At 49.1% G+C, this 20,358-nt stretch carries 22 protein-coding genes; 18 read left to right on the top strand and 4 right to left on the bottom strand.

The features are described 5' to 3' along the window. The first annotated feature begins 207 nt into the window (after positions 1-207). Together DWB84_RS10945 and DWB84_RS10940 are read left to right on the top strand one after the other, a co-directional pair. Entirely contained in the window at positions 208-519 is a 312-nt protein-coding gene (locus tag DWB84_RS10945) for a helix-turn-helix transcriptional regulator (RefSeq protein WP_187409834.1), read from the top strand. Then, positions 516-1,796, top strand: coding sequence for a type II toxin-antitoxin system HipA family toxin (locus DWB84_RS10940; protein ID WP_187409833.1), 1,281 nt, complete (start codon positions 516-518; stop codon positions 1,794-1,796). Before DWB84_RS10945 ends, DWB84_RS10940 begins: the two co-directional genes overlap by 4 nt. A 114-nt stretch (positions 1,797-1,910) precedes the next feature. Here the strand turns inward: DWB84_RS10940 and DWB84_RS10935 are convergent, their stop codons facing one another. Beyond that, positions 1,911-2,615, bottom strand: a complete 705-nt coding sequence (locus DWB84_RS10935; RefSeq protein WP_187409832.1) for a hypothetical protein — start codon at positions 2,613-2,615, stop codon at positions 1,911-1,913. Positions 2,616-2,659: 44 nt separating this feature from the next. Then, positions 2,660-3,835 (bottom strand): hypothetical protein, encoded by a 1,176-nt coding sequence (locus DWB84_RS10930; RefSeq protein WP_187409831.1) that lies wholly within the window; start codon positions 3,833-3,835, stop codon positions 2,660-2,662. A 433-nt stretch (positions 3,836-4,268) separates the two neighbouring features. Here DWB84_RS10930 and DWB84_RS10925 point away from each other — a divergent pair, with 433 nt between their 5' ends. Then, positions 4,269-5,894 carry a methyl-accepting chemotaxis protein gene (locus DWB84_RS10925; RefSeq protein ID WP_187409830.1) on the top strand — a complete coding sequence of 542 codons (1,626 nt, stop codon included), beginning with the start codon at positions 4,269-4,271 and terminating at the stop codon, positions 5,892-5,894. 404 nt (positions 5,895-6,298) lie between these two features. Then, positions 6,299-6,670 carry a hypothetical protein gene (locus DWB84_RS10920; protein ID WP_187409829.1) on the top strand — a complete coding sequence of 124 codons (372 nt, stop codon included), beginning with the start codon at positions 6,299-6,301 and terminating at the stop codon, positions 6,668-6,670. 85 nt (positions 6,671-6,755) lie between these two features. On the opposite strand, the gene DWB84_RS10915 is transcribed toward DWB84_RS10920, so the two are convergent. Both DWB84_RS10915 and DWB84_RS10910 read right to left on the bottom strand, forming a co-directional pair. Next, positions 6,756-6,923, bottom strand: coding sequence for a type II toxin-antitoxin system VapB family antitoxin (locus DWB84_RS10915; RefSeq protein ID WP_187409828.1), 168 nt, complete (start codon positions 6,921-6,923; stop codon positions 6,756-6,758). A 77-nt stretch (positions 6,924-7,000) separates the two neighbouring features. Beyond that, complete coding sequence (locus tag DWB84_RS10910) at positions 7,001-7,261, bottom strand: accessory factor UbiK family protein (RefSeq protein ID WP_187409827.1); 261 nt, start codon at positions 7,259-7,261, stop codon at positions 7,001-7,003. A 149-nt stretch (positions 7,262-7,410) separates the two neighbouring features. Here DWB84_RS10910 and DWB84_RS10905 point away from each other — a divergent pair, with 149 nt between their 5' ends. From DWB84_RS10905 to DWB84_RS10840, 14 genes are all read left to right on the top strand, one after another. Then, positions 7,411-8,286 (top strand): urease accessory protein UreD, encoded by an 876-nt coding sequence (locus DWB84_RS10905; RefSeq protein WP_187409826.1) that lies wholly within the window; start codon positions 7,411-7,413, stop codon positions 8,284-8,286. Between the two features lie 201 nt (positions 8,287-8,487). Next, on the top strand, positions 8,488-8,790 hold the full coding sequence (locus tag DWB84_RS10900; protein WP_187409825.1) for an urease subunit gamma: 303 nt from the start codon (positions 8,488-8,490) through the stop codon (positions 8,788-8,790). Between the two features lie 11 nt (positions 8,791-8,801). Further along, positions 8,802-9,107, top strand: coding sequence for an urease subunit beta (locus tag DWB84_RS10895; protein ID WP_187409824.1), 306 nt, complete (start codon positions 8,802-8,804; stop codon positions 9,105-9,107). Next, a complete protein-coding gene (gene ureC, locus DWB84_RS10890; protein WP_187409823.1) occupies positions 9,107-10,810 on the top strand; it encodes an urease subunit alpha in 1,704 nt (567 codons plus the stop codon). The genes DWB84_RS10895 and ureC overlap by 1 nt, the downstream gene beginning before the upstream one ends. A 36-nt stretch (positions 10,811-10,846) precedes the next feature. Continuing rightward, entirely contained in the window at positions 10,847-11,314 is a 468-nt protein-coding gene (gene ureE, locus DWB84_RS10885) for an urease accessory protein UreE (protein ID WP_187409822.1), read from the top strand. Between the two features lie 3 nt (positions 11,315-11,317). Then, positions 11,318-11,980 (top strand): urease accessory UreF family protein, encoded by a 663-nt coding sequence (locus DWB84_RS10880; protein ID WP_187409821.1) that lies wholly within the window; start codon positions 11,318-11,320, stop codon positions 11,978-11,980. 53 nt (positions 11,981-12,033) lie between these two features. Further along, positions 12,034-12,657, top strand: a complete 624-nt coding sequence (gene ureG / locus DWB84_RS10875) for an urease accessory protein UreG (protein ID WP_187409820.1) — start codon at positions 12,034-12,036, stop codon at positions 12,655-12,657. A 15-nt stretch (positions 12,658-12,672) separates the two neighbouring features. Beyond that, positions 12,673-13,230, top strand: coding sequence for a HupE/UreJ family protein (locus tag DWB84_RS10870; protein WP_187409819.1), 558 nt, complete (start codon positions 12,673-12,675; stop codon positions 13,228-13,230). Positions 13,231-13,748: 518 nt separating this feature from the next. Then, entirely contained in the window at positions 13,749-15,050 is a 1,302-nt protein-coding gene (gene urtA / locus DWB84_RS10865) for an urea ABC transporter substrate-binding protein (RefSeq protein ID WP_187409818.1), read from the top strand. 173 nt (positions 15,051-15,223) lie between these two features. Further along, positions 15,224-16,828: an urea ABC transporter permease subunit UrtB gene (gene urtB, locus DWB84_RS10860; protein WP_187409817.1), complete on the top strand. Its 1,605-nt coding sequence runs from the start codon at positions 15,224-15,226 to the stop codon at positions 16,826-16,828. A gap of 4 nt (positions 16,829-16,832) precedes the next feature. After that, entirely contained in the window at positions 16,833-17,996 is a 1,164-nt protein-coding gene (urtC, locus tag DWB84_RS10855) for an urea ABC transporter permease subunit UrtC (RefSeq protein WP_187409816.1), read from the top strand. Positions 17,997-17,998: 2 nt separating this feature from the next. Next, positions 17,999-18,751 carry an urea ABC transporter ATP-binding protein UrtD gene (gene urtD, locus DWB84_RS10850; RefSeq protein WP_187409815.1) on the top strand — a complete coding sequence of 251 codons (753 nt, stop codon included), beginning with the start codon at positions 17,999-18,001 and terminating at the stop codon, positions 18,749-18,751. Between the two features lie 10 nt (positions 18,752-18,761). Then, on the top strand, positions 18,762-19,457 hold the full coding sequence (gene urtE / locus DWB84_RS10845) for an urea ABC transporter ATP-binding subunit UrtE (protein ID WP_187409814.1): 696 nt from the start codon (positions 18,762-18,764) through the stop codon (positions 19,455-19,457). A gap of 476 nt (positions 19,458-19,933) precedes the next feature. After that, positions 19,934-20,314 (top strand): YkgJ family cysteine cluster protein, encoded by a 381-nt coding sequence (locus DWB84_RS10840; RefSeq protein ID WP_187409813.1) that lies wholly within the window; start codon positions 19,934-19,936, stop codon positions 20,312-20,314. The last annotated feature ends 44 nt before the right edge of the window (positions 20,315-20,358 follow it).

Raw genomic sequence — 20,358 nt, 5'->3', positions numbered from 1 at the left:
GTCCTTTCGAGTCTAAGGCAGTAGCGGAGCTGGTAGATTGATCCAAAAGCAACAAAAAAGTTGCATTTCCGCAGTTATAATGTGAAAAGCAATTTATATATTGCTTTACTGTAGTGACAACCTTGAAAGCAATCTATATGTTGCTTTTTGGTTGGTTGGCAACTAATATGTTGCTTACAAATTGAAATGCAACATATATGTTTCCCAATGAAATCTCTTTTGCAACAGATAAAAGCGCGGCGTTTGGCCTTGAAGTTTAAGCAAAGTGATATGCCGTCCCGCATAGGCATCTCCCGCCAGCAGTACCAACTTTTGGAGTCGAAGGGAAACCCAAGGCTTGACACGCTCGAACTGATCGCCAAGGGGCTTAATAGCGAAATTCTCTTGATACCAAACGAAAAACTCGACACTGTCATAGCGATCCTTAGCGAGAAATCCGAAGAGAGCGAACAGCCTAATGAAAGCAAAAAACCTGTATCTGACGATCCATGGGATGGGTTATTAGGAGATGATCCATGAGTCAGGGAAGAGAAAATGAAGTTAACGTACTCAAACTTACGTTACATGGAAAGCTAATAGGTTACTTGACGGGATACCTTAATGGCAGAAATATACTGAGTTTTGCTCGTGAATATCGACAGGACTCGTTGCGACCAACATTGAGTTTAATCACCCATCCAAAATTTCCTCGCTCAGTTAAGTTCATGGCTGAACCACTGGTGCGTTCACAACGACTCCATCCAATACTATCGAATTTAATGCCAGAAGGATCTTTAAGAGAGTATATCGCTCACAGCTTGAAAGTTCATGTGGATAACGAGTTTCATATTTTTTCATATCTCGGCCGAGATTTACCTGGCGCATTAATGGCAGAACCTATGGACCCGGAAGAGGTTCCGAGAGCAGCGTTAAATATCAATGCTGAGGTAAACCCGGTAAAATTCGGAAAAAAAATCCTAAAAGGCGGAGAAAAAAATAGATTTTCTCTTGCCGGTGTCCAAATGAAGTTCTCCATGAACAAAAAGGATGGGCGATATAATCTGCCCGCGGAAGGTGAGTTGGGCGACTGGATTGTGAAAACGCCGTCTACACAGCATAAAGATGTTCCGCTCAATGAATACAGCTCTATGTCACTTGCTGCGATGGTTGGTGTTAATATTCCGGATATCAAACTTGTTGCTCTGGACAAGCTTGTTAATTTACCGCCAATCAATCTTCCGCAAGAAAATTTAGCGTTTGCAATTAAACGTTTTGATAGAGAAGAAGGCAAACGGATTCATATGGAGGATTTTGCACAGGTTTTTGTTAAATATCCGCACGAAAAATATAATACAGCCAACTATGAGCAAATCGCTCGTGTTCTTTACTTATTTTCTGGTGATGGTTTGGCTGATGCGCAACAGCTTGCTAGACGGCTACTTGTGAACGTTCTACTCGCCAATGGTGATGCACATTTGAAAAACTGGAGCCTTATTTATATGGACAAAATAACTCCGCGGCTTTCACCTTCTTACGACATAGTAACCACCGGTGTTTACGTGGAAAATGAACGACAGTTTGCCCTCAATCTTGGTAAAACCAAGGATTGGTATCAAGTATCTCTACAGCATTTTCAATATTGGTCCGAACATTCTGATATTCCGTGGCGAGCCATCAGATGGCATCTGAACGATGTGATGGAAAAAGCCAGAACTTTATGGCCGGAAGCTTTAAAAAACCTGCCGATGAATGAAAACCACAAGCAGTGGCTTCGCAATCATTGGAAACGGTTGAATCTGGATTTTCGAATAGCATGAACCTCAACAAAGTAATAAATTCTGAATTTCAGACTTCGTGAGTTGAGAACACTGTCGCCCTGTTTGGCAAATTTCGCTGGGGTACCTATAAAACAATAGAAACTATTTAATTTTCTATTTCTGAAACACGTGTACCCTTTCCATAAATGCTGCTATATCCTGCGGAATTCTGCCTTTGGCCATTTCCAGCTCTTTAGTATTGCGGGCGGAGATCGAGGATAGAAATGCGAAAGTCAAAAAATATCGATCATGAAACTCAAGGGCATAATATCTAGCGCCTTGACCTGTATCTCTACTATCCTCTGACCACGTGAATGCGGGTGCTCCGTTGACGGAGATTTCGGAGAAGTCGTTAGGTATTGATTTTATCCAACTGCCGAGTTCATCATCCGACCGATTTGGGCGCTTGCGTCGGAAATTAGTATTTAGTCCATTTTCTCCGTTATAGAATTCTTCATATAGAGAAGCGATAAAAGATTTTAGGCTAGTTAATTCAGGTTTCAAGGCGATATCGATTCTTAAATTTAGATCAGCCCTGCCTTTCATCTTGTAGTCCCACATAGCACCATCGAGCATAACCGATTCTCGCCAATGCCATAACTGAAATTTATGCTCTTCCGTTGTATCAAACGTTATTGTTCTTGGAGATTCGTTTGGATAGCGAATTCCGAAATTCATCAAGTTGGACATATTGCTAGGCATCTCATATGTAACCGTTATGCCTGGCTTTATATGCAGGATTTTAGGAATGGTCTGGTTGAAGTCCGGCCCCTGTAGGGAAGCCGGTTTGCAACCGAAAAGAGTGCTAATCAATGACATAAGTAAAAAGACCAGAATTCTAGGTGACAATAGTGGCTGAGGTTTCACGAGTTGGCCAGCCTTTTCATATACTTTTCCACCCTTGAAGCAGACTTAGTGTCGCCCGCCAGTGTCAGAAAGTGATGATAAGCCTCAAGGCTGATAAAGGGGAGTGTATGAGGACTTTCAACGACACTGGCGGTTTCGTTGCCTTTGACCTTTTTCCAGAATTGCAAGGTACGTTTTATGGTTGCCGGGTACAGGTCATTTCTTCCTGCCAAATGAGGAACAAGGTCAAAAGGATTATCCTTGTCTGGAGCGTTTTTGCGAATTCCAACTTGACCTAAAAGCTTTTCAGTTTCCTTCTTGTTATTACCCCCCGCATGGAATACAACGGAGTTTTTATCCAAGGATTGACCGGGGTACTTTTTAATATGATGGGCGACCGCTTGTTTAAAGATAATTCCACCTTGGCTGTGCACTACCCATTTCACTGGTTGACCTTTTCTTTGGATATCGGCCAGAATCTCTGCAAGATGTTTGGCATTTTCAGTGGTAAAACCCAAGTTGTCCCTGACTGACTCGAAAAAGTCAGGTAATGCGGATTCGCTGGGATTGTGGAAGAGAGTGTAGCCTTTGATCTCATCTTGAGGGTAGGCGTGCTCAGCATGAATCCCCATTAACCAGGACGCCTTTCGCAAGTCATTGAGCATACCGTTAACTGCAGCGATCTTTGTTTTGACCTCAAGCACAGGATCTTCCAATACCCAGGTATTAGGTAGCGTAGCTACCGTATTAAGATCAACACCGGAATGGAAATTCGTAACATCGAGTTTTTTGACATGGTAAAGGCAAGCTCTCTCATCCTTTGAATTATCTTTTACACCAAACAGTGTGTCATTAAGACAGATTTCCGAAATAACCACTGCCTCAGAAGTAACTCGATATTTAATTAAAAATCTAAAAGCATTAGCATCCGCGTGCTTTGCTTTAAAAAACGCGGGACGTTGTTTATTGACGGCTCCATCTAGGGGTAAGGGAATGCTGGCGAGTTCTTCAATACTTTTACACACCTGCATCTGATCATAGCCATTGAGATTGGTAACGTATTGAAGGGGGTCAGGCTCGATATAAATTTTGCGGCCGGACTTTTTATTAAGCCAATGGCGTCTGTTGGGAAGTTGATATCGAACGGCGGTGCCAATTTTATCTTCGTGCAGAATCCTATCTGGTATGTTCACAAACGTAACTCCTTTACGGATGTGGTGGGGTCCAAGTGCTAAAAGATTAATTTATTTTTCTTGTTATTGAGGATTGGATTTTTTGTGATTAATTTCGCAAAAATAAATTGCTATGGCGCGAGAAGCTTCTGTTGGCCAGTGTTAGGGGGGTGGAAGAGTGGGCAGGCTTGCTGCACCCAACCCTCTCCCAGGGTATCCATCTGATTAGGACAAATTCCTTGACCCTCCCTTTTTTGGGGGTTCGAATCCAGTAATGGACATAGGGTTTATAGTTATTGCGTACTACACCGGCATGGTCTAAGCGGTTCTAATAGTTTCATGGTTAATAGTTAGCCGGTTCTTATATATAGATAAAATCAAAACTCGAAGTCGATAATATTTTGTTATAACAGGCAATTACCACTTAGATGCCCTATTTAAAGGCATGGTTAATATGATGATTTGGCTAGCGGATTTGCCGTTATGTGCTAGGGTGAAAAAGGTTTATAACTATTCCTCTACGCATTTAGGAACGGATATGTCAAGTGCGACCACCATCGATGATCTGCGGAAAGAGCGCGCAAGACGAGCGGATAAAATCTTTCTCTGTGTTATTGCACTCGAATTCCTCTACGCCTTAGCGCTTGCCCCTTGGTACGGGACCTGGAATGAGGTAATAACGGTCGGTGTACCTCTAGTGATCTTCAGTTTTGCCAGTTACTTCCTCTATCCCGCAACCCGTCTGTCCTCGATCTTGTTGATCTCCTTTGGGATGGTGTTTGTGATGCTGCACATTCACCAGGCGCGGGGGCTGATCGAAATGCACTTTGGGGTATTTGTGCTGATTGCCTTTATCGCGATTTATCGCGATTGGTTGCCTCTGATAGTTGCGGCGGTTCTCATTGCGGCACATCATTTGCTGTTTTGCTATTTACAGCATCACGGCGCTGGTGTTTGGTTGTTTCGCGATATGGAAGATCACTGGCTCAGAGTATTTATGCACGCGGGCTATGTGATTGGCGAAACCGTCTTCTTTTTAATCTTCACTCACGCGGCTCGTAAGGATGTGGCGGTAGGTGACGTGCTTACGGTCACCACGCAAAAAATGATGGAAAAGGAGAATGTCATCGATTTTCGGATACAGGTGGATGACAGTATCAGCGGCTTGAAACACTTCGCCAATCTTATCCAGGGCCTCAAATTGTTTTTGAGCGATGTGCAGCAAGTATCCAATAAACTGGCGGCGTCCGCTGGTGAACTCGACGAAAAACGCGAATATTTGCGTCTGCGCAGTGAATCCATGCAGAGCGATATCCACCATTTGGTGAACGCGGTGGAAACCCTGTCAAATGCTGTCCACGATATAGCTTCCAGTGCGGAATCCGCCGCTCAGGCGGTAAATGATGCCTATAGCGACGAAGCCTCTCTGCGCGGTGTAGTGCAGGCAAGTCAGGAAATTAATTCGCAACTCGAGCAGGCGTCCGAGCGCATGCGCAATCTCAACAACGCCTGCCATACCATCGACAGCGTTGTGGCGGTAATTACCAGTATCGCAGAGCAGACGAACCTGCTGGCTCTTAATGCCGCCATTGAGGCTGCACGCGCTGGTGACGATGGGCGAGGATTCGCGGTGGTAGCCGATGAAGTGCGCGCACTCGCCGGTCGCACTCGCGAGTCCACCGATGAAATTGTTTCCTTGATCAAGGCACTGCAGGACGATTCGGAAAAAACCCTCAGCATGCTCGAATCCTGCCGTCGTATTTCCACGGAAACCGAACAGCGCGGCCTCGCTGTCACTCTGTCCCTCGACAAGCTCAAAACCAATTTAAGCAGCATCGCCCAGCTGAACCAGTCCATTGCTTTCGCCACCCAAGAGCAGGACCAAGTCAGCAAACGCATGACCCAAAACGCCCATCAAGTGCGCGAAGAAAATGCGGTGGTGCGCCAGGAAGTACAAACCCTAAGCGCTATTTCCGAAGAATTAATCATCCAACAAAGACGCTTGTGCGAGCGTATGCATAATTTGATATTGGATGCGGAAGTGCCTGCGAATTATCAAGGTAGGTCGGAAAAGGGATAGAATGCCTCAATGTTGCACTAGCAAGTGTTGTGAATGCGATCAGCTGCCGACCTAACCATCCAAGTCTTGATCGGGCTTTCATAAACGAGTAGAAAGCAGTATCTTGACGCGCTTTGATATGCCAACGTGCGCTTCCCACTCCCTCCATTATCTCCTATGATTCTTGTGCCAATGCTTTTGCGCTTGCTTAAAGTTGGGTTTAAACGATTACATTGCTGTTAACAATGAGTGAAATACGATTGTGTAGCCGGCTAATGAAGGCCGAATTTCTCAATGCTGGGTAGAATTGCGGGCGATGTCGTAATCGCGGGCGCAGCTGCAGCGACCTCAATTGGAGCAAATAAATACGCCAAAAAGCATGGCGGTGAATGGTACGACAAAATTATGAGCGCAATAGGGGTTATATGAACCTCTCTATTTTACTCGCCATTCCGGCAGTTTTAGCATTTTTTACATGTATTTTATTCGTGCTGTTCGGCCAGATCACTGTTCGAAAATTGAGGAAAAATCCGGAAACCAAAGACGCATTGGGAGCAGAATTTTTTAGCGGGTGGGATATTATCAACGTTGCACAGGCTGTTGCGTTTCCTAAATCTTGGAGCGATAAATTAGAGAAAGGGAGTCTAGCTTTTCTCTATGCAAATGCCAGTTTAATCCGTGCGCATACTACGAAATTTGATCGATGTTTGGGTGCTTTATTTTATTGGGTGTTTGCGATATCTGGCTCCTCTTTGATTTTCTTGGTGTTGGCCGACGCGCTCGGTTTTTCTGAATAAAAAACGAATGGACGTTTGTGGAGTATTTTGCCCGTTGTAGTAGTCAATCCAGACACTGGTGTCCACTAAGATCATTTATCCCTTCTCATCTCTTCCAGCGCAATTTACCCCGGAGTGCGCGGATACTTTCTTGTTTGCGTTGTTTGATCAAGGCGCGCAAGCCTGCTTCGACTGCTTCTTTTTTAGTTTTCAAGCCGGATGCTTTAAGAGCCTCATCCATCAATTGGCCGTCTATCACAATGTTGGTTCTCATATAACCCACCCAAACCGATGTGTATAAATGTGTGCATGTATACACATGCTGGTCGGGTTGGCTCTATTGGGCAACTCTTACTCCTTCTCCTTATGAATCCTCTCCTGCAACTCCCCCACCTGCCTCTCCAACTCCTCCAACTTTAACCGCGTCCGCTGCAGCACAGCCTGCTGAGCATCAAACTCTTCTCTCGTAACCAGATTGAGTTTGCGCAGGACTGATTCGAGCAGGGCGCGGAGTTGGGTGGGGGAAAGGTCTTCGGGTTGGCGGCCTTGGAGGCCTTGGCGCAGTTCGTGCAAAAACTCCTGAACTCGCTGCTTGGGAAAGTCGAAAATCATAAAACCTCCGGCGCAATGGCGCTGTATTGGTGCATAGCAAAAATTCTATGCATCTTTTTGGGGCGTATTTTGCCCCGTGGTTGGCAAAATTGCTGGCTTTTGTCGGCAAAGCTTTGATTTTCCGGGCGTTTCAATACTCGGAAATATTCATGTCACATCACCAGTCTTTATCGCTCGAACCTGTCCAGACGCGCCACTGGTTTGCCCAGTTGGATCTGCACCTGGAGCGGCGTGGGGCGAAATCCGTTTTGAGCCACGTTCGCCATCAAGGGCCTTTGCGGGTCCAGAGGCCGTTTTATCCCGAGGAAAACGGCTGCTGTCATGTGTACTTGCTGCACCCGCCGGGCGGCATGGTTCTGGGCGATTTGCTGCAAATTAACATAGCCGCCGCACCCGGTGCGACCGGGCTGATCACCACCCCCTCGGCGGGCAAGATTTATCGCGCCCAGGGCTTCCAGGAGGTGCAGCGTCAGCAGGTGCACATAAGTAGTGCATCTGGATCGTGTATTGAGTGGCTGCCGCAGGAAACCATCGTCTTCAACGGCGCTAACGGTCGACTGCGCACCCGCCTGGAACTTGAGGGCGACGCGCGGGCGTGTGTGTGGGATGTGGTCTGTCTCGGCAGGCCCGCGTCTGATGAGGTTTTTTCCGAAGGCCGGTGTGAACAGATTCTGGAAATCTACCGGGACAATCGCCCGCTGCTGATCGAGCGCAATCGCTTTGATGGCGGCGACGAGCGTATGCAGGCGCGCTGGGGTCTGCACAATGCTCCGGTGGCTGGCACATTTCTCGCTACGCTCAAGCCCACTCGCGACCGGGTGGACGCCTTAGTGGAAGCGCTGGAAGCCCTCGCACCGGCACCGGATCACCAATGGGGTCTGACGCAAAAAGGCGAGCTGTTTATCGTGCGTTATCTCGGCCAGTCCACGCGTTTGTGTCGCGCCGGATTTGAATATGTGTGGCGCGAGTTGCGGATGGATTTAACCGGCGCGCAGGCAGTCGCGCCGCGCATTTGGAATACATAAATCCGATCACCGCACTTGAGCGGAAGAGTTTCAGCCGCCCTTTCCGGGACCCTCACCGACAGGGAGGTCGGTGAGGGAGCCTACATGGACGTACTCGTGGGCGATCCCGGGAAGGGCGGGTGGAGCTCTGAAGCGGTGGTGATCGCTGGCACGCAGCCCTGACAAATCAGAAAGACACTTCAAATTACTGGGGGTAAAACCGTGGAGCTAACTCCAAGGGAAAAAGACAAATTGCTGATATTTACCGCCGCCTTGCTGGCAGAACGTCGCAAAGCGCGTGGGCTCAAGTTGAATTATCCCGAGGCGGTGGCGCTGATCAGCGCGGCGATTATGGAAGGCGCACGGGACGGCAAAACAGTGGCGCAACTGATGAGCGAAGGCCGCACCATCCTCACCCGCGAGGACGTCATGGAAGGCGTCGCCGAGCTGATCCCCGAAGTGCAAGTCGAAGCCACCTTTCCCGATGGCACCAAGCTGGTGACCGTCCACGATCCGATCGTTTAAAGGACCGCTCCATGATTCCCGGCGAATATCAAATCCAACCCGGCAGCATCGACCTCAACGTCGGCCGCGCCACCAAAAAACTGCTGGTCGCCAACACCGGCGACCGCCCCATCCAAGTCGGCTCCCACTACCACTTCTACGAAACCAATCCCGCCCTGCGTTTTGACCGAGAAGCCGCGCGCGGCTTTCGCCTGAATATCGCCGCCGGCACCGCCGTGCGTTTTGAGCCCGGCCAGGAGCGCGAGGTGGAATTGGTGGAATTAGCCGGTTTTCGACGCGTATACGGCCTGCGCGGCGCGATTATGGGGGATTTGTAATGAGCAGAATCGATCGTCGCGCCTATGCGGATATGTTCGGCCCAACCGTGGGCGACCGGGTGCGCCTGGGGGATACGGAATTGTGGATCGAAGTGGAAAAAGACCACACGATCTACGGCGAAGAAGTGAAATTCGGCGGCGGCAAAGTAATCCGCGACGGCATGGGGCAGGGGCAGGAATCCTGTTCGGTCACGCCGGATACAGTGATTACCAACGCCTTGATTATTGATTACTGGGGCATCGTCAAAGCCGACGTCGCCATCAAAAACGGCCGCATCAGCGCCATTGGCAAAGCGGGCAACCCGGATATTCAACCGGGCGTGAACATTATTATTGGCGCTGGCACGGAAGTGATCGCCGGGGAAGGGCAGATCCTCACTGCGGGCGGCATCGATTCACATATTCACTTTATCTGCCCGCAACAGATTGAAGAGGCCTTGATGAGCGGCGTGACCACCATGATCGGTGGCGGCACCGGTCCTGCGACTGGTACCAACGCCACGACCTGTACGCCCGGCACTTGGCACCTCGCCCGCATGCTGCAAGCGGTGGAAGCCTTCCCGATGAATATCGGCCTGTTGGGCAAGGGCAACGTCAGCGTGCCGCAGCCCATTGAAGAACAACTGCTTGCCGGCGCCATGGGCCTGAAGCTGCATGAAGACTGGGGTACCACGCCTGCCGCGATCGACAACTGCCTGTCGGTGGCGGAAGAGTACGACGTGCAGGTGGCCATTCACACGGACACACTCAACGAATCCGGCTTTGTGGAAGACACCATTGCCGCATTTAAAGGCCGCACCATTCACACTTATCACACCGAAGGCGCAGGCGGCGGTCACGCGCCGGACATCATCAAAGCCTGCGGCCTGCCCAACGTGTTGCCATCCTCTACCAACCCCACGCGGCCTTACACCATCAACACGGTGGACGAGCACCTGGACATGTTGATGGTCTGCCACCACCTGGATCCGAATATTCCGGAAGACGTGGCTTTTGCCGATTCACGTATTCGTAAAGAAACCATTGCTGCCGAAGATATTCTTCATGACCTCGGTGCGTTTTCGCTGATTTCGTCGGACTCGCAAGCCATGGGGCGAGTGGGCGAAGTGATCTGTCGCACCTGGCAAACCGCGCACAAAATGAAAGTGCAGCGCGGTGTATTAAGTGGCGATGGCAGTCCTGCGGATAATTTCCGCGTTAAACGTTATATCGCCAAATACACCATCAACCCCGCGATTGCTCACGGCATTGCGCACGAAGTCGGTTCCATTGAAGTAGGCAAATTGGCGGATCTGGTTTTATGGCGACCGGCATTTTTCGGCGTTAAACCTTCATTGATTATTAAAGGCGGCGGTATTGCCGCAGCGCCCATGGGCGATCCCAACGCATCCATTCCCACACCGCAACCTGTGCATTACCGGACCATGTTCGGCGCATACGGTCGCATGTGCAAAGCGACTTCCGTGAGTTTTGTCAGTCAGGCGGCGTTGGAAGCGGGCATTGCCGCGAGTTTGCGTTTGGAACGCCGTTTGGTCGGTGTAAAAGGCTGCCGCACCGCCACCAAAGACAAAATGATCCTCAACGATTATCAACCCCATATGGAAGTGGATGCGCAAACCTATGAAGTCCGGGCGGACGGTGTGCTCCTGACCTGCGAGCCAGCCAAAGAATTGCCATTGGCTCAGCGCTACTTTTTATTTTGATAGCGGAATTCAAATTATTTGATTGTGGAATTGCAAATGCTGGAAGTTTTTGAAATTGCCAAAAAGCTATCGCAAGACGCCACTATGCAAGTGGTGCTCACTTTCGATGAGCGGCAAAAAAGTCGTTACAAAACGGCAACCGCGTGCGGCAAAGAATTGGGTTGGTTTATTGAGCGTGGCACAGTTTTGCAGGACGGTGATGTTCTGCAATGTAAAACCGGTGAGTTGATTAAAGTGATTGCCGCTGCGGAAGAAGTCAGCGAAGTGCGCAGCCAAAATCAATTATTGCTGACGCGTGCGGCTTATCACTTGGGTAATCGCCACGTACCATTGCAAATTGGCCCGGGATTTTTGCGCTATCTGCGCGATCACGTATTGGACGATATGGTGCGCGGTTTGGATTTGGAAGTGCATTACGAGGAACAGCCATTTCAACCGGAAAATGGTGCCTATCACGGCCAGCATCAACACTCCATGTTATTGCTGCACAACCATCACCATTAATTCATGAACGCAGCGCTGCTCCACCTAATGCATTTAGTCAGCCCCGCGTTACCGGTGGGGGCTTATGCCTATTCGCAAGGATTGGAATACGCGGTGGACAGCGGCTGGCTGAACAATGAAGCCGCGATGGAAAACTGGCTGCGCGGTGTTATGGCCTTTGGTTTTGGCCAGTTGGATGCGCCGGTGTTATTGCGCTGCATGAATGCGTTGCGCGAAAACGATTGGGCGACCGCGAATGATTGGAACCAATTTTTACTCGCCTGTCGTGAAACGCAGGAATTGATGTTGGAAGACACACAGCTCGGTGTGGCTTTGCAGCGCTTGATGCGCTCGCTGGAAATTCCGGGCGTAGAAAATTTTAGTGGCGATGTGAGTTTTGCCAGTCAATTTGCGCTGGCGTGCCACCACTGGAAAATTCCTGCTGCAGATGCGGTGCAGGGATTTATCTGGGCCTGGCTGGAAAACCAAATCGCCGCCGCCACCAAACTAGTCCCGCTCGGCCAAACCCAAGCGCAAAAACTATTGGTGTGTTTGATGAAGGATATTCCGCCAATCGCAGAAAAAGCCCTGCAATTGCCGGATGAAGACATTGGCTGGAGTTTGCTGGGTGTTGTGATGGCATCGGCGAAACACGAGCGGCAGTATTCGAGGTTGTTTAGATCCTGACCCCGGCTAAACAAAAAAACCAAACTCATTATTCAAAAAACAGAGAACCGTTCATGAAAAAACCTGCACTGCGCCTTGGTATTGGTGGACCTGTGGGGTCCGGTAAAACGGCGCTGATGAAAACGCTGTGTGGCGAGTTGCGCGATAAATACAACATCGCGGCGATCACCAACGATATTTACACCCGCGAAGACGCGGAATTTTTGTTGCGGCATGAGGCGCTGGATCCGGATCGTATTATCGGTGTGGAAACCGGCGGCTGTCCGCACACGGCGATTCGCGAAGATGCCTCTATGAATTTATCGGCGGTCGCGGAATTGCAGAACCGCTTTCCCGATCTCGATGTGATTTTGATTGAAAGCGGCGGTGATAATCTGGCGGCGACTTTCAGCCCGGAATTATCCGATCTTACTCTTTATGTGATCGACGTTTCCGCCGGCGACAAAATTCCCCGCAAAGGCGGCCCCGGCATTACCAAATCCGATCTGTTGATCATCAACAAAATTGATATCGCCCCATACGTCGGCGCGGATCTTTCGGTGATGGACAGAGACGCGCGCAAAATGCGCGGTGAAAAGCCGTTTATTTTTTCCAATTTGAAAGATGGCACAGGCGTGGCGGACATCGTCGCGTTTATCGAAAAACAGGGCATGCTCACGCCGAAAACCAACACTTAAATGAGAGAAACACCAATGAAAAAACTTATCGCATTTGCCCTCGTCATGTTTCCCGCTGTGGCGCTTGCGCACCCCGGGCATCATCACGTTGACTGGCTGGACGGTTTTCTCCATCCGTTGACGGGTTTGGACCATTTGTTGGCATTGGTCGCCACTGGCCTGTGGTTGGCGCAAACTCAGACGCGCCATAAAGTGGGGTTTATCGGAGCCTTTATCGCAATCCTGGCTGTATCCATTGCGCTCGGCACGCAATTTTCTCATCTCACCATGGAAGCTGGTATTACTGCTACTTTGGTAGTGCTGGGTGGCTTGATCGCCTGCGCAGTAAAAGGCTCGATGATTTTGCGAACTGTAGTGGTTGCCTTAACCGCGATTATTCACGGTTTTGTGCACGGCACGGAATTGCCCGCTGAAGCGGCTATGCCTTTTGCGGCTGGACTATTGGCAAGCAGTGCGATGGTTGTTGTGCTCGCCTCCTGGCTCGGCCACTACAGCCAAAAATTCGCCAAGGGTGTTGTCGCGCAGGTTTTAGGTGCGCTATTAGTTCTTTTTGGTATTACTACCGCCTTCTAATTACTCGTGCGCCCCACAAAAATGCGGGGCGCATATTCTTCCGCGTTTTAAAGCTCTCTTTTCGTCTCCAATTATTGTTTCCAATCCCTCTAATCTGCACTTAATTCCTCAAAAAACTCGATTGTGCACCATTGTGGGTGCAGAGGACGTTTTTGGTGCCCTGATTTGCGCCATTAATGGACAGCTCTAATTTGGTGCTTTTGCAATGCAGCTGCAGGGGATCCCCGGCCGCATAAAAAATTTCTTTATTTACAATAAGTTGCTTGTATACAAGGTGCCAAAAACGCAACAAGCGCCAACATTGGCACCATTTCTGCTCTTCCTGCCAAGCCGTTTTTCGGAAAAAAGCAATACGAATTTATGCGTATCGAAATACGGCAAATGAATTCCGTTAATTCGAAATCCAGCAGGCCGAAATTATTCGTATCGATAGCTGCTTTGGTTTTGTCGATTAACGCCACCCAAAAATTTTTTCACAACATCTTAAAAAAGCGCTACAAAAGTCGAAGGAGACTATCATGAGTTCCACACTTAAGAAGCTGGTGAAAAAAACCAGTTTGGCCATTGGGGTTGCTGCTTTAGCAACTGGGGCGGCAGTATCTCACGCTGCAGATACCATTAAAGTCGGTGTATTGCACTCACTTTCCGGCACCATGGCGATCAGCGAAACGACGTTGAAAGACACCGTTTTGATGATGATCGAAGAGCAAAATAAAGCTGGTGGTGTATTGGGCAAAAAATTGGAACCAGTCGTGGTAGACCCTGCATCCAACTGGCCATTATTCGCTGAAAAAACCAAACAATTGCTGTCCAAAGATAAAGTCTCCGTTATTTTTGGTTGCTGGACTTCCGTATCACGCAAATCTGTATTGCCTGTTATCGAAGAATTAAATGGTCTGCTGTTCTATCCGGTGCAGTACGAAGGTGAAGAGTCTTCCAAAAACGTTTTCTACACCGGTGCGGCGCCAAACCAGCAAGCTATCCCAGCAGTTGATTATTTGATGTCTGCTGAAGGTGTAAAACGTTGGGTTCTCGAAGGTACTGACTACGTTTATCCGCGTACCACCAACAAAATTCTGGAAGCCTACCTGATCAGCAAAGGCGTGAAAAAAGAAGATATTTCCATCAACTACACCCCATTCGGTCACTCTGACTGGCAAACCCGTGTAGCGGAAATCAAAAAATTCGGTTCTGCCGGTAAAAAGACTGCTGTCGTTTCCACCATCAACGGTGACGCCAACGTTCCTTTCTATAAAGAACTAGCTAACGCTGGTATTTCTGCAGAAGACATCCCGGTTGTTGCTTTCTCCGTAGGTGAAGAAGAACTGTCTGGCTTTGATACCAAACCGCTGGTTGGTCACTTGGCTGCTTGGAACTACTTCATGAGCGCTGAATCACCGGAAAATGATGCCTTTATCGAAAAATGGCACAAATTCATCAAAGACAAAAAACGTCCTACCAACGACCCAATGGAAGCCACTTACATCGGTTTCAAAATGTGGGTTAAAGCGGTGGAAAAAGCTGGCACTACTGACGTAGACGCTGTGCGTAAAGCCATGTACGGAATCACCGTTCCAAACCTGACTGGTGGCATCGCTGTCATGAATACCAACCATCACCTTACCAAGCCAGTTTTGATCGGCGAAATTCAAGAAAACGGTCAGTTTGAAATTGTATGGCAAACCCCAGACGGTGTAATTGGTGACGCATGGACTGACTTCCTGCCGGAATCTGCCAGCATCGTTGCTGATTGGACTGCGCCAATCAACTGCGGAAACTTCAATATCAAAACTGGTAAGTGTTCAGGTCAGAACTATTAATCGCTGTCTCCAAAATTAGCCAATTTTGGAATAGCTTTACGGCTCCCTCCTTAGGATACGTAGCACAAGGATGTGCACCTCCAAAGCAAGAGTTAAAACCCTTCATCTGATTTAAAACAAGAATGGCTCATGTATCGAGCCGCGGCAGATTTGCAAACATTGGTGCTAACACAATGAACTACACGATAAAGAAAATCGTGCTGATCGCCATCGGATTACTTCTATCCTGGATATCCGTCGGATGGTCAGCAGATTTTGAATCGCTTACCAAGGAAGTAGCGCAGAGTTCCTATGCGCAAAAAAACAAATTGATCGATCAATTGGTGGCGCTGGAAGATCCGCGCTCTTTAACCGTCCTTAAAGCCATGCTGGATGGCAAATTGTATTTACAGAAATCCGATCAAACCGTCGTGATCGGTGAAGACCACCCGGATGGTGTACAAATCAAAAATATCAGCGATGAACAAGTCATAGACGTTGTCGGTGCACGCTCGCTGGAGAAAGTCAAAATCAACAACAGTGTGCGCGGCAAACTGCGAACCGTTATAGCTTCATTGCAGCTGAGCGCAAAGGACGCTTCACTGCGTCGTCAATCCGCTCGCGATTTGATTAAATCACCCGACGCCGAATTGCGCGACATAATCGCAGCAGCTGTCGAACGCGAAGAGTCCTCATCCGTTAAAAAAGAAATGGAGTTGGCCCTCGCTTTAGTGGATGTCGAATCCGAGAATGCGGATCGACGTAAACAAGCTATAAAAGTCATGTCTGCGTCATACTCACCGGAAGCACTCGCGGTGTTGGAGCGTTTGAGCGCGGACAAAGAAGGTGCAGCGGACATTGCCAAACTTGCGGCCGAGGGTGCGGATAAAGTGCGTCACCGCATGGGCATAATGAAATTCATCGAAAATCTTTTCTTCGGCGCCAGTTTGGGTTCCGTTTTGCTGCTTGCCGCGATTGGTCTTGCCATTACCTTTGGTGTAATGGGTGTGATCAATATGGCGCACGGCGAAATGATCATGCTGGGTGCTTATACCACCTTTGCCGTACAACAAATTTTCCCCAACTGGATCGAGGCCTCGATCATCATCGCCATTCCTATGGCATTTCTGGTTTCCGGTTCTGTCGGCGTGTTAATTGAGCGCACAGTCATTCGCCATTTGTACGGCCGTCCGCTGGAAACACTGCTGGCCACTTTTGGTATCAGTCTTTTTCTGCAGCAATTGGTGCGTACCTACAACTCCAACAACGTTCCGGTAGTCACTCCGGATTGGATGAGTGGTTTTTATCAAGTGAACGGCGCACTTTCGCTGACCTATAACCGTCTTTACATCATCGTGTTCAGCCTGCTGGTTTTGGGATTGCTCGCGCTGTTGCTGCGCAAAACCTTGTTGGGATTGCAAATGCGCGCGGTGACACAAAATCGCGCTATGGCAAATTCCATGGGTATTCGTTCCTCCTGGGTTGATGCTTTGACGTTTGGCCTCGGTTCCGGTATTGCCGGTATCGCCGGTGTGGCCTTGAGCCAGATCACCAACGTAGGTCCGAATATGGGACAGGGATTTATTATCGACTCCTTTATGGTGGTGGTTTTCGGCGGCGTCGGTAATTTGCTCGGAACCTTTTTTGCGGCCATGGGATTGGGCGTGGTCAACAAATTCCTCGAACCTTACGCAGGTGCAGTACTTGGCAAAATCTTCGTACTGGTTTTCATCATCTTGTTTATTCAATGGCGTCCGCGCGGCTTGTTCGCGCTGAAAGGCCGGTTCGTGGAGGATTGATTTTATGAGCCGCAAACCGATTCTCCAGTTATTACTGACAAACGACAAAGCATCCCGTTGGTTATTTATTGTGATGGGGGTGCTTGGTGTACTGGTCCCCATATTAAATCTCGCAGTGCCAGCAGATTCCGCATTTCACGTGCCGACCTATATGGTCACACTGATTGGCAAATATCTGTGTTTTGCCATGTTGGCTCTGGCCCTGGATTTAATTTGGGGGTATTGCGGAATTCTGAGCCTCGGCCACGGCGCATTTTTTGCGCTCGGTGGTTATGCCATGGGCATGTATCTGATGCGCCAAATCGGCGACCGCGGTGTGTATGGCAACCCGGTATTGCCGGACTTCATGGTGTTTTTGAACTGGCAGGAATTGCCTTGGTATTGGTACGGCTTCGACAATTTTGGCTTTGCCTTGCTGATGGTATTCCTTGCTCCGGGTTTGCTCGCATTCCTGTTCGGTTGGCTGGCCTTCCGCTCGCGTGTTACCGGTGTTTATTTATCGATTATCACGCAGGCGCTGACCTACGCATTGATGCTGGCATTTTTCCGCAACGACATGGGTTTTGGTGGCAACAACGGTCTGACCGATTTTAAAGATATTCTCGGTTTTGACCTGCAGGCGGACAGCACCCGAGTGAGCTTGTTTGTGATCACACTGCTGTGTCTTGCAGGTGCTTATATCCTCTGTCAGTACATCACCCGCAGCAAAGCCGGTCGAGTGCTGATTTCCATTCGCGACGCCGAAAGCAGAACCCGTTTTATCGGTTATAAAGTTGAGCACTACAAGTTGTTTGTCTTTGTGGTTTCCTCTCTGATCGCCGGTCTTGCGGGTGCGCTCTATGTTCCGCAAATCGGCATTATCAACCCGAGCGAATTCAACCCGCTCAACTCCATTGAAATCGTTATTTGGGTTGCCATCGGTGGTCGTGGAACACTTTACGGTGCGATCATTGGTGCGATATTGGTTAACTACGCCAAAACAACCTTTACCAGCGGTGTGTTTGCCGAATATTGGTTGTTTATTCTCGGTGCTCTGTTCGTTATCACCACCATTTATCTGCCGCGCGGTGTCGTTGGCATTCTCGATGGATATCGCCAGAAGGTAGCGAGAAAAAAAGCTGATCAAGCGGCTGCAACGCCGGTTCCTCAAACCGCGGGAGGAAAATAACCATGGTAGAAACTAAAGTTCAAAGTATCCTCTACCTCAACGGTGTCACCAAATCGTTTGATGGATTCAAAGCGATTAATAATTTGTCCCTGGATATTCGTCCCGGCGAATTGCGCGCAATCATCGGACCTAATGGCGCTGGCAAAAGCACCATGATGGATATCATCACCGGCAAAACCAAACCGGATGAAGGTGAAGTGAAATTCCGTGATGTCATTGATTTGACCAAACACGATGAAGCTGAAATCGCCAATATGGGAATAGGGCGAAAATTCCAAAAGCCTACGGTGATCGAAAGTCTTTCCGTATGGGAAAACCTGGAATTAGCGCTCGCGGGCCATCGAAATGTTTTTCAAACATTATTTTTTAAACTCGACAAAGCGCAAATTGAACGGATTGAAGAAATTCTTCTGCTGATCGGTTTGCAGGAACGCCGCGCCGAGCAGGCGCGCAATTTATCCCACGGACAAAAGCAGTGGTTGGAAATAGGGATGTTGATTATCCAGGATCCGGAATTGTTGCTGGTCGACGAACCCGCAGCCGGAATGACGGATTATGAAACCATGGAAACGGCCAAACTGCTGAAATCCATCAGCGAAAATCACTCAGTGATTGTCGTTGAGCATGATATGGATTTTATCCGCGCGTTGGACACCAAAGTGACTGTTCTGCATGAGGGCAGCGTGTTGGCGGAAGGCACACTCGATGTAGTGTCTTCCAATCCGCGTGTTATCGAAGTCTATCTCGGTCGGTAAGGGATAAATTATGTTGAATGTAGAAAATATCGATCTCCACTACGGCGCGAGCAAGGCTCTGCACGGCGTCAACCTGAAAGCGGAAAAAGGCAAAATCACCTGTATATTGGGACGCAACGGTGTGGGCAAAACCAGTATTGCCCGCGCGGTTACCGGTCGTCACAGTATCAGCGGCGGGCAAATTCTGTGGGAGGGAAAAGACATTGCCCGCATGACCATTTCCGAGCGCGCGCGCATGGGAATTTCCTATGTGCCACAAGGGCGGGAAATCTTTTCCCAACTTACGGTTTTGGAAAACCTGAAAACCGGCTTTGCGGTTTTATCGCGCAAGCAGCGCAAAATCGATGATGAAATCTTCGATTTGTTTCCGGTGCTGCGCAAAATGTTGCATCGTCGCGGCGGTGACTTGTCCGGCGGTCAACAACAACAGCTCGCCATCGCGCGTGCCCTGGTTATGAAACCGCAATTATTGATTCTCGACGAGCCTACAGAAGGTATTCAACCTTCAATCATCAAGGATATTCAGGAAGTCATCTCCATTTTGCGCCAACGCGGGGAAATGGCAATCCTCCTGGTCGAACAATATTTCGATTTCGCTCGCGCCCTGGCCGATTCCTATATCGTTATGGACCGCGGCAATGTGATGGTGGCAGGCGATATCCAGGATATGGATGAGCAGAAGGTCAGAAGTTATTTGATGGTTTAAGCGCTCTTCTCTCTGTCTCTCTCACTGCGTAAGATTTCACGCCGCCGCCCGCAGACATCTGTTGTAAGGGCGGTTATTTTCTAATCTCTTTTCCTCATTCTCTGTCCGATTGACGATTCTTAATATTCGAATTATCTGAAACAGGGATTGCGTAAGGCTATAGCTTGTGCAGTTATAGATTTAATTACGACAGTGATATCAGAGCTATTTGGCGTTTTCATATTTGAGATACTGAGACGACCATCAATGTCTTAATCAACGTCTTCACAAGGAAGGTCTACCTTGCTGTCTAGCTCACCTCAACCCACTTGGCAAACAACCCCATTTCCCGATAAATTGCGCCGCCTGGCGACTCTGCTCGCTGCTATTCTTCTCAAGCGTCCTTCTCTTGGATGCCAGCGGCAGAGGCTTCGTCCTTTGACCGCCATCAGCACTTGCTGTGGTTATTTGCATTTGCTTTCAACCATCACTGTTGTATGTCGAACCAGTCTCCTTGTCTGTCGTGTGGCGCCTGCTGTGCTTCTTTCCGGGTGTCTTTTTATTGGGGTGAACTGCAATCTGCCGGCGGTTTAGTGCCGGATAACCTGACTGAACAGATAAATCCGCATCGTGCCTGTATGAAAGGCACCAATCAAAAAGAGCCGCGCTGTGTGGCCCTGCTGGGGACGGTGGGTGAGCAGGTGCGCTGTACAGTCTATGAAAATCGTCCCAGCCCTTGCCGGGAGTTTTCCTGTAACGGGGAAGTGGCGGAATACAATGAGGGTTGCGATAAAGCGCGAGCGCGTTTTGGTCTGCCTCCGTTGACGCCTCCCGTCATTAATCCTGCATTCGATGATGAGCCGCCCATCAGCGCCTGATTCTGTGCTGCGTAGCGGCTGGTGATCTATTTTGATGCGCCCCA

The organism is Saccharophagus sp. K07 (assembly GCF_014336955.1).
Lineage (GTDB): Bacteria > Pseudomonadota > Gammaproteobacteria > Pseudomonadales > Cellvibrionaceae > UBA5868.
This window is presented reverse-complemented; position numbering and strand designations above follow the sequence as displayed.

Excerpts from the sequence above, each read along its gene's own strand:
- DWB84_RS10945 (WP_187409834.1), top strand. The coding sequence starts at position 208 with ATGAAATCTCTTTTGCAACAGATAAAAGCGCGGCGTTTGGCCTTGAAG.
- DWB84_RS10940 (WP_187409833.1), top strand. The coding sequence starts at position 516 with ATGAGTCAGGGAAGAGAAAATGAAGTTAACGTACTCAAACTTACGTTA.
- DWB84_RS10935 (WP_187409832.1), bottom strand. The coding sequence starts at position 2,615 with ATGTCATTGATTAGCACTCTTTTCGGTTGCAAACCGGCTTCCCTACAG.
- DWB84_RS10925 (WP_187409830.1), top strand. The coding sequence starts at position 4,269 with ATGATGATTTGGCTAGCGGATTTGCCGTTATGTGCTAGGGTGAAAAAG.
- DWB84_RS10920 (WP_187409829.1), top strand. The coding sequence starts at position 6,299 with ATGAACCTCTCTATTTTACTCGCCATTCCGGCAGTTTTAGCATTTTTT.
- DWB84_RS10915 (WP_187409828.1), bottom strand. The coding sequence starts at position 6,923 with ATGAGAACCAACATTGTGATAGACGGCCAATTGATGGATGAGGCTCTT.
- DWB84_RS10910 (WP_187409827.1), bottom strand. The coding sequence starts at position 7,261 with ATGATTTTCGACTTTCCCAAGCAGCGAGTTCAGGAGTTTTTGCACGAA.
- DWB84_RS10905 (WP_187409826.1), top strand. The coding sequence starts at position 7,411 with ATGTCACATCACCAGTCTTTATCGCTCGAACCTGTCCAGACGCGCCAC.
- DWB84_RS10895 (WP_187409824.1), top strand. The coding sequence starts at position 8,802 with ATGATTCCCGGCGAATATCAAATCCAACCCGGCAGCATCGACCTCAAC.
- ureC (WP_187409823.1), top strand. The coding sequence starts at position 9,107 with ATGAGCAGAATCGATCGTCGCGCCTATGCGGATATGTTCGGCCCAACC.
- ureE (WP_187409822.1), top strand. The coding sequence starts at position 10,847 with ATGCTGGAAGTTTTTGAAATTGCCAAAAAGCTATCGCAAGACGCCACT.
- DWB84_RS10880 (WP_187409821.1), top strand. The coding sequence starts at position 11,318 with ATGAACGCAGCGCTGCTCCACCTAATGCATTTAGTCAGCCCCGCGTTA.
- ureG (WP_187409820.1), top strand. The coding sequence starts at position 12,034 with ATGAAAAAACCTGCACTGCGCCTTGGTATTGGTGGACCTGTGGGGTCC.
- DWB84_RS10870 (WP_187409819.1), top strand. The coding sequence starts at position 12,673 with ATGAAAAAACTTATCGCATTTGCCCTCGTCATGTTTCCCGCTGTGGCG.
- urtA (WP_187409818.1), top strand. The coding sequence starts at position 13,749 with ATGAGTTCCACACTTAAGAAGCTGGTGAAAAAAACCAGTTTGGCCATT.
- urtB (WP_187409817.1), top strand. The coding sequence starts at position 15,224 with ATGAACTACACGATAAAGAAAATCGTGCTGATCGCCATCGGATTACTT.
- urtC (WP_187409816.1), top strand. The coding sequence starts at position 16,833 with ATGAGCCGCAAACCGATTCTCCAGTTATTACTGACAAACGACAAAGCA.
- urtD (WP_187409815.1), top strand. The coding sequence starts at position 17,999 with ATGGTAGAAACTAAAGTTCAAAGTATCCTCTACCTCAACGGTGTCACC.
- urtE (WP_187409814.1), top strand. The coding sequence starts at position 18,762 with ATGTTGAATGTAGAAAATATCGATCTCCACTACGGCGCGAGCAAGGCT.
- DWB84_RS10840 (WP_187409813.1), top strand. The coding sequence starts at position 19,934 with ATGTCGAACCAGTCTCCTTGTCTGTCGTGTGGCGCCTGCTGTGCTTCT.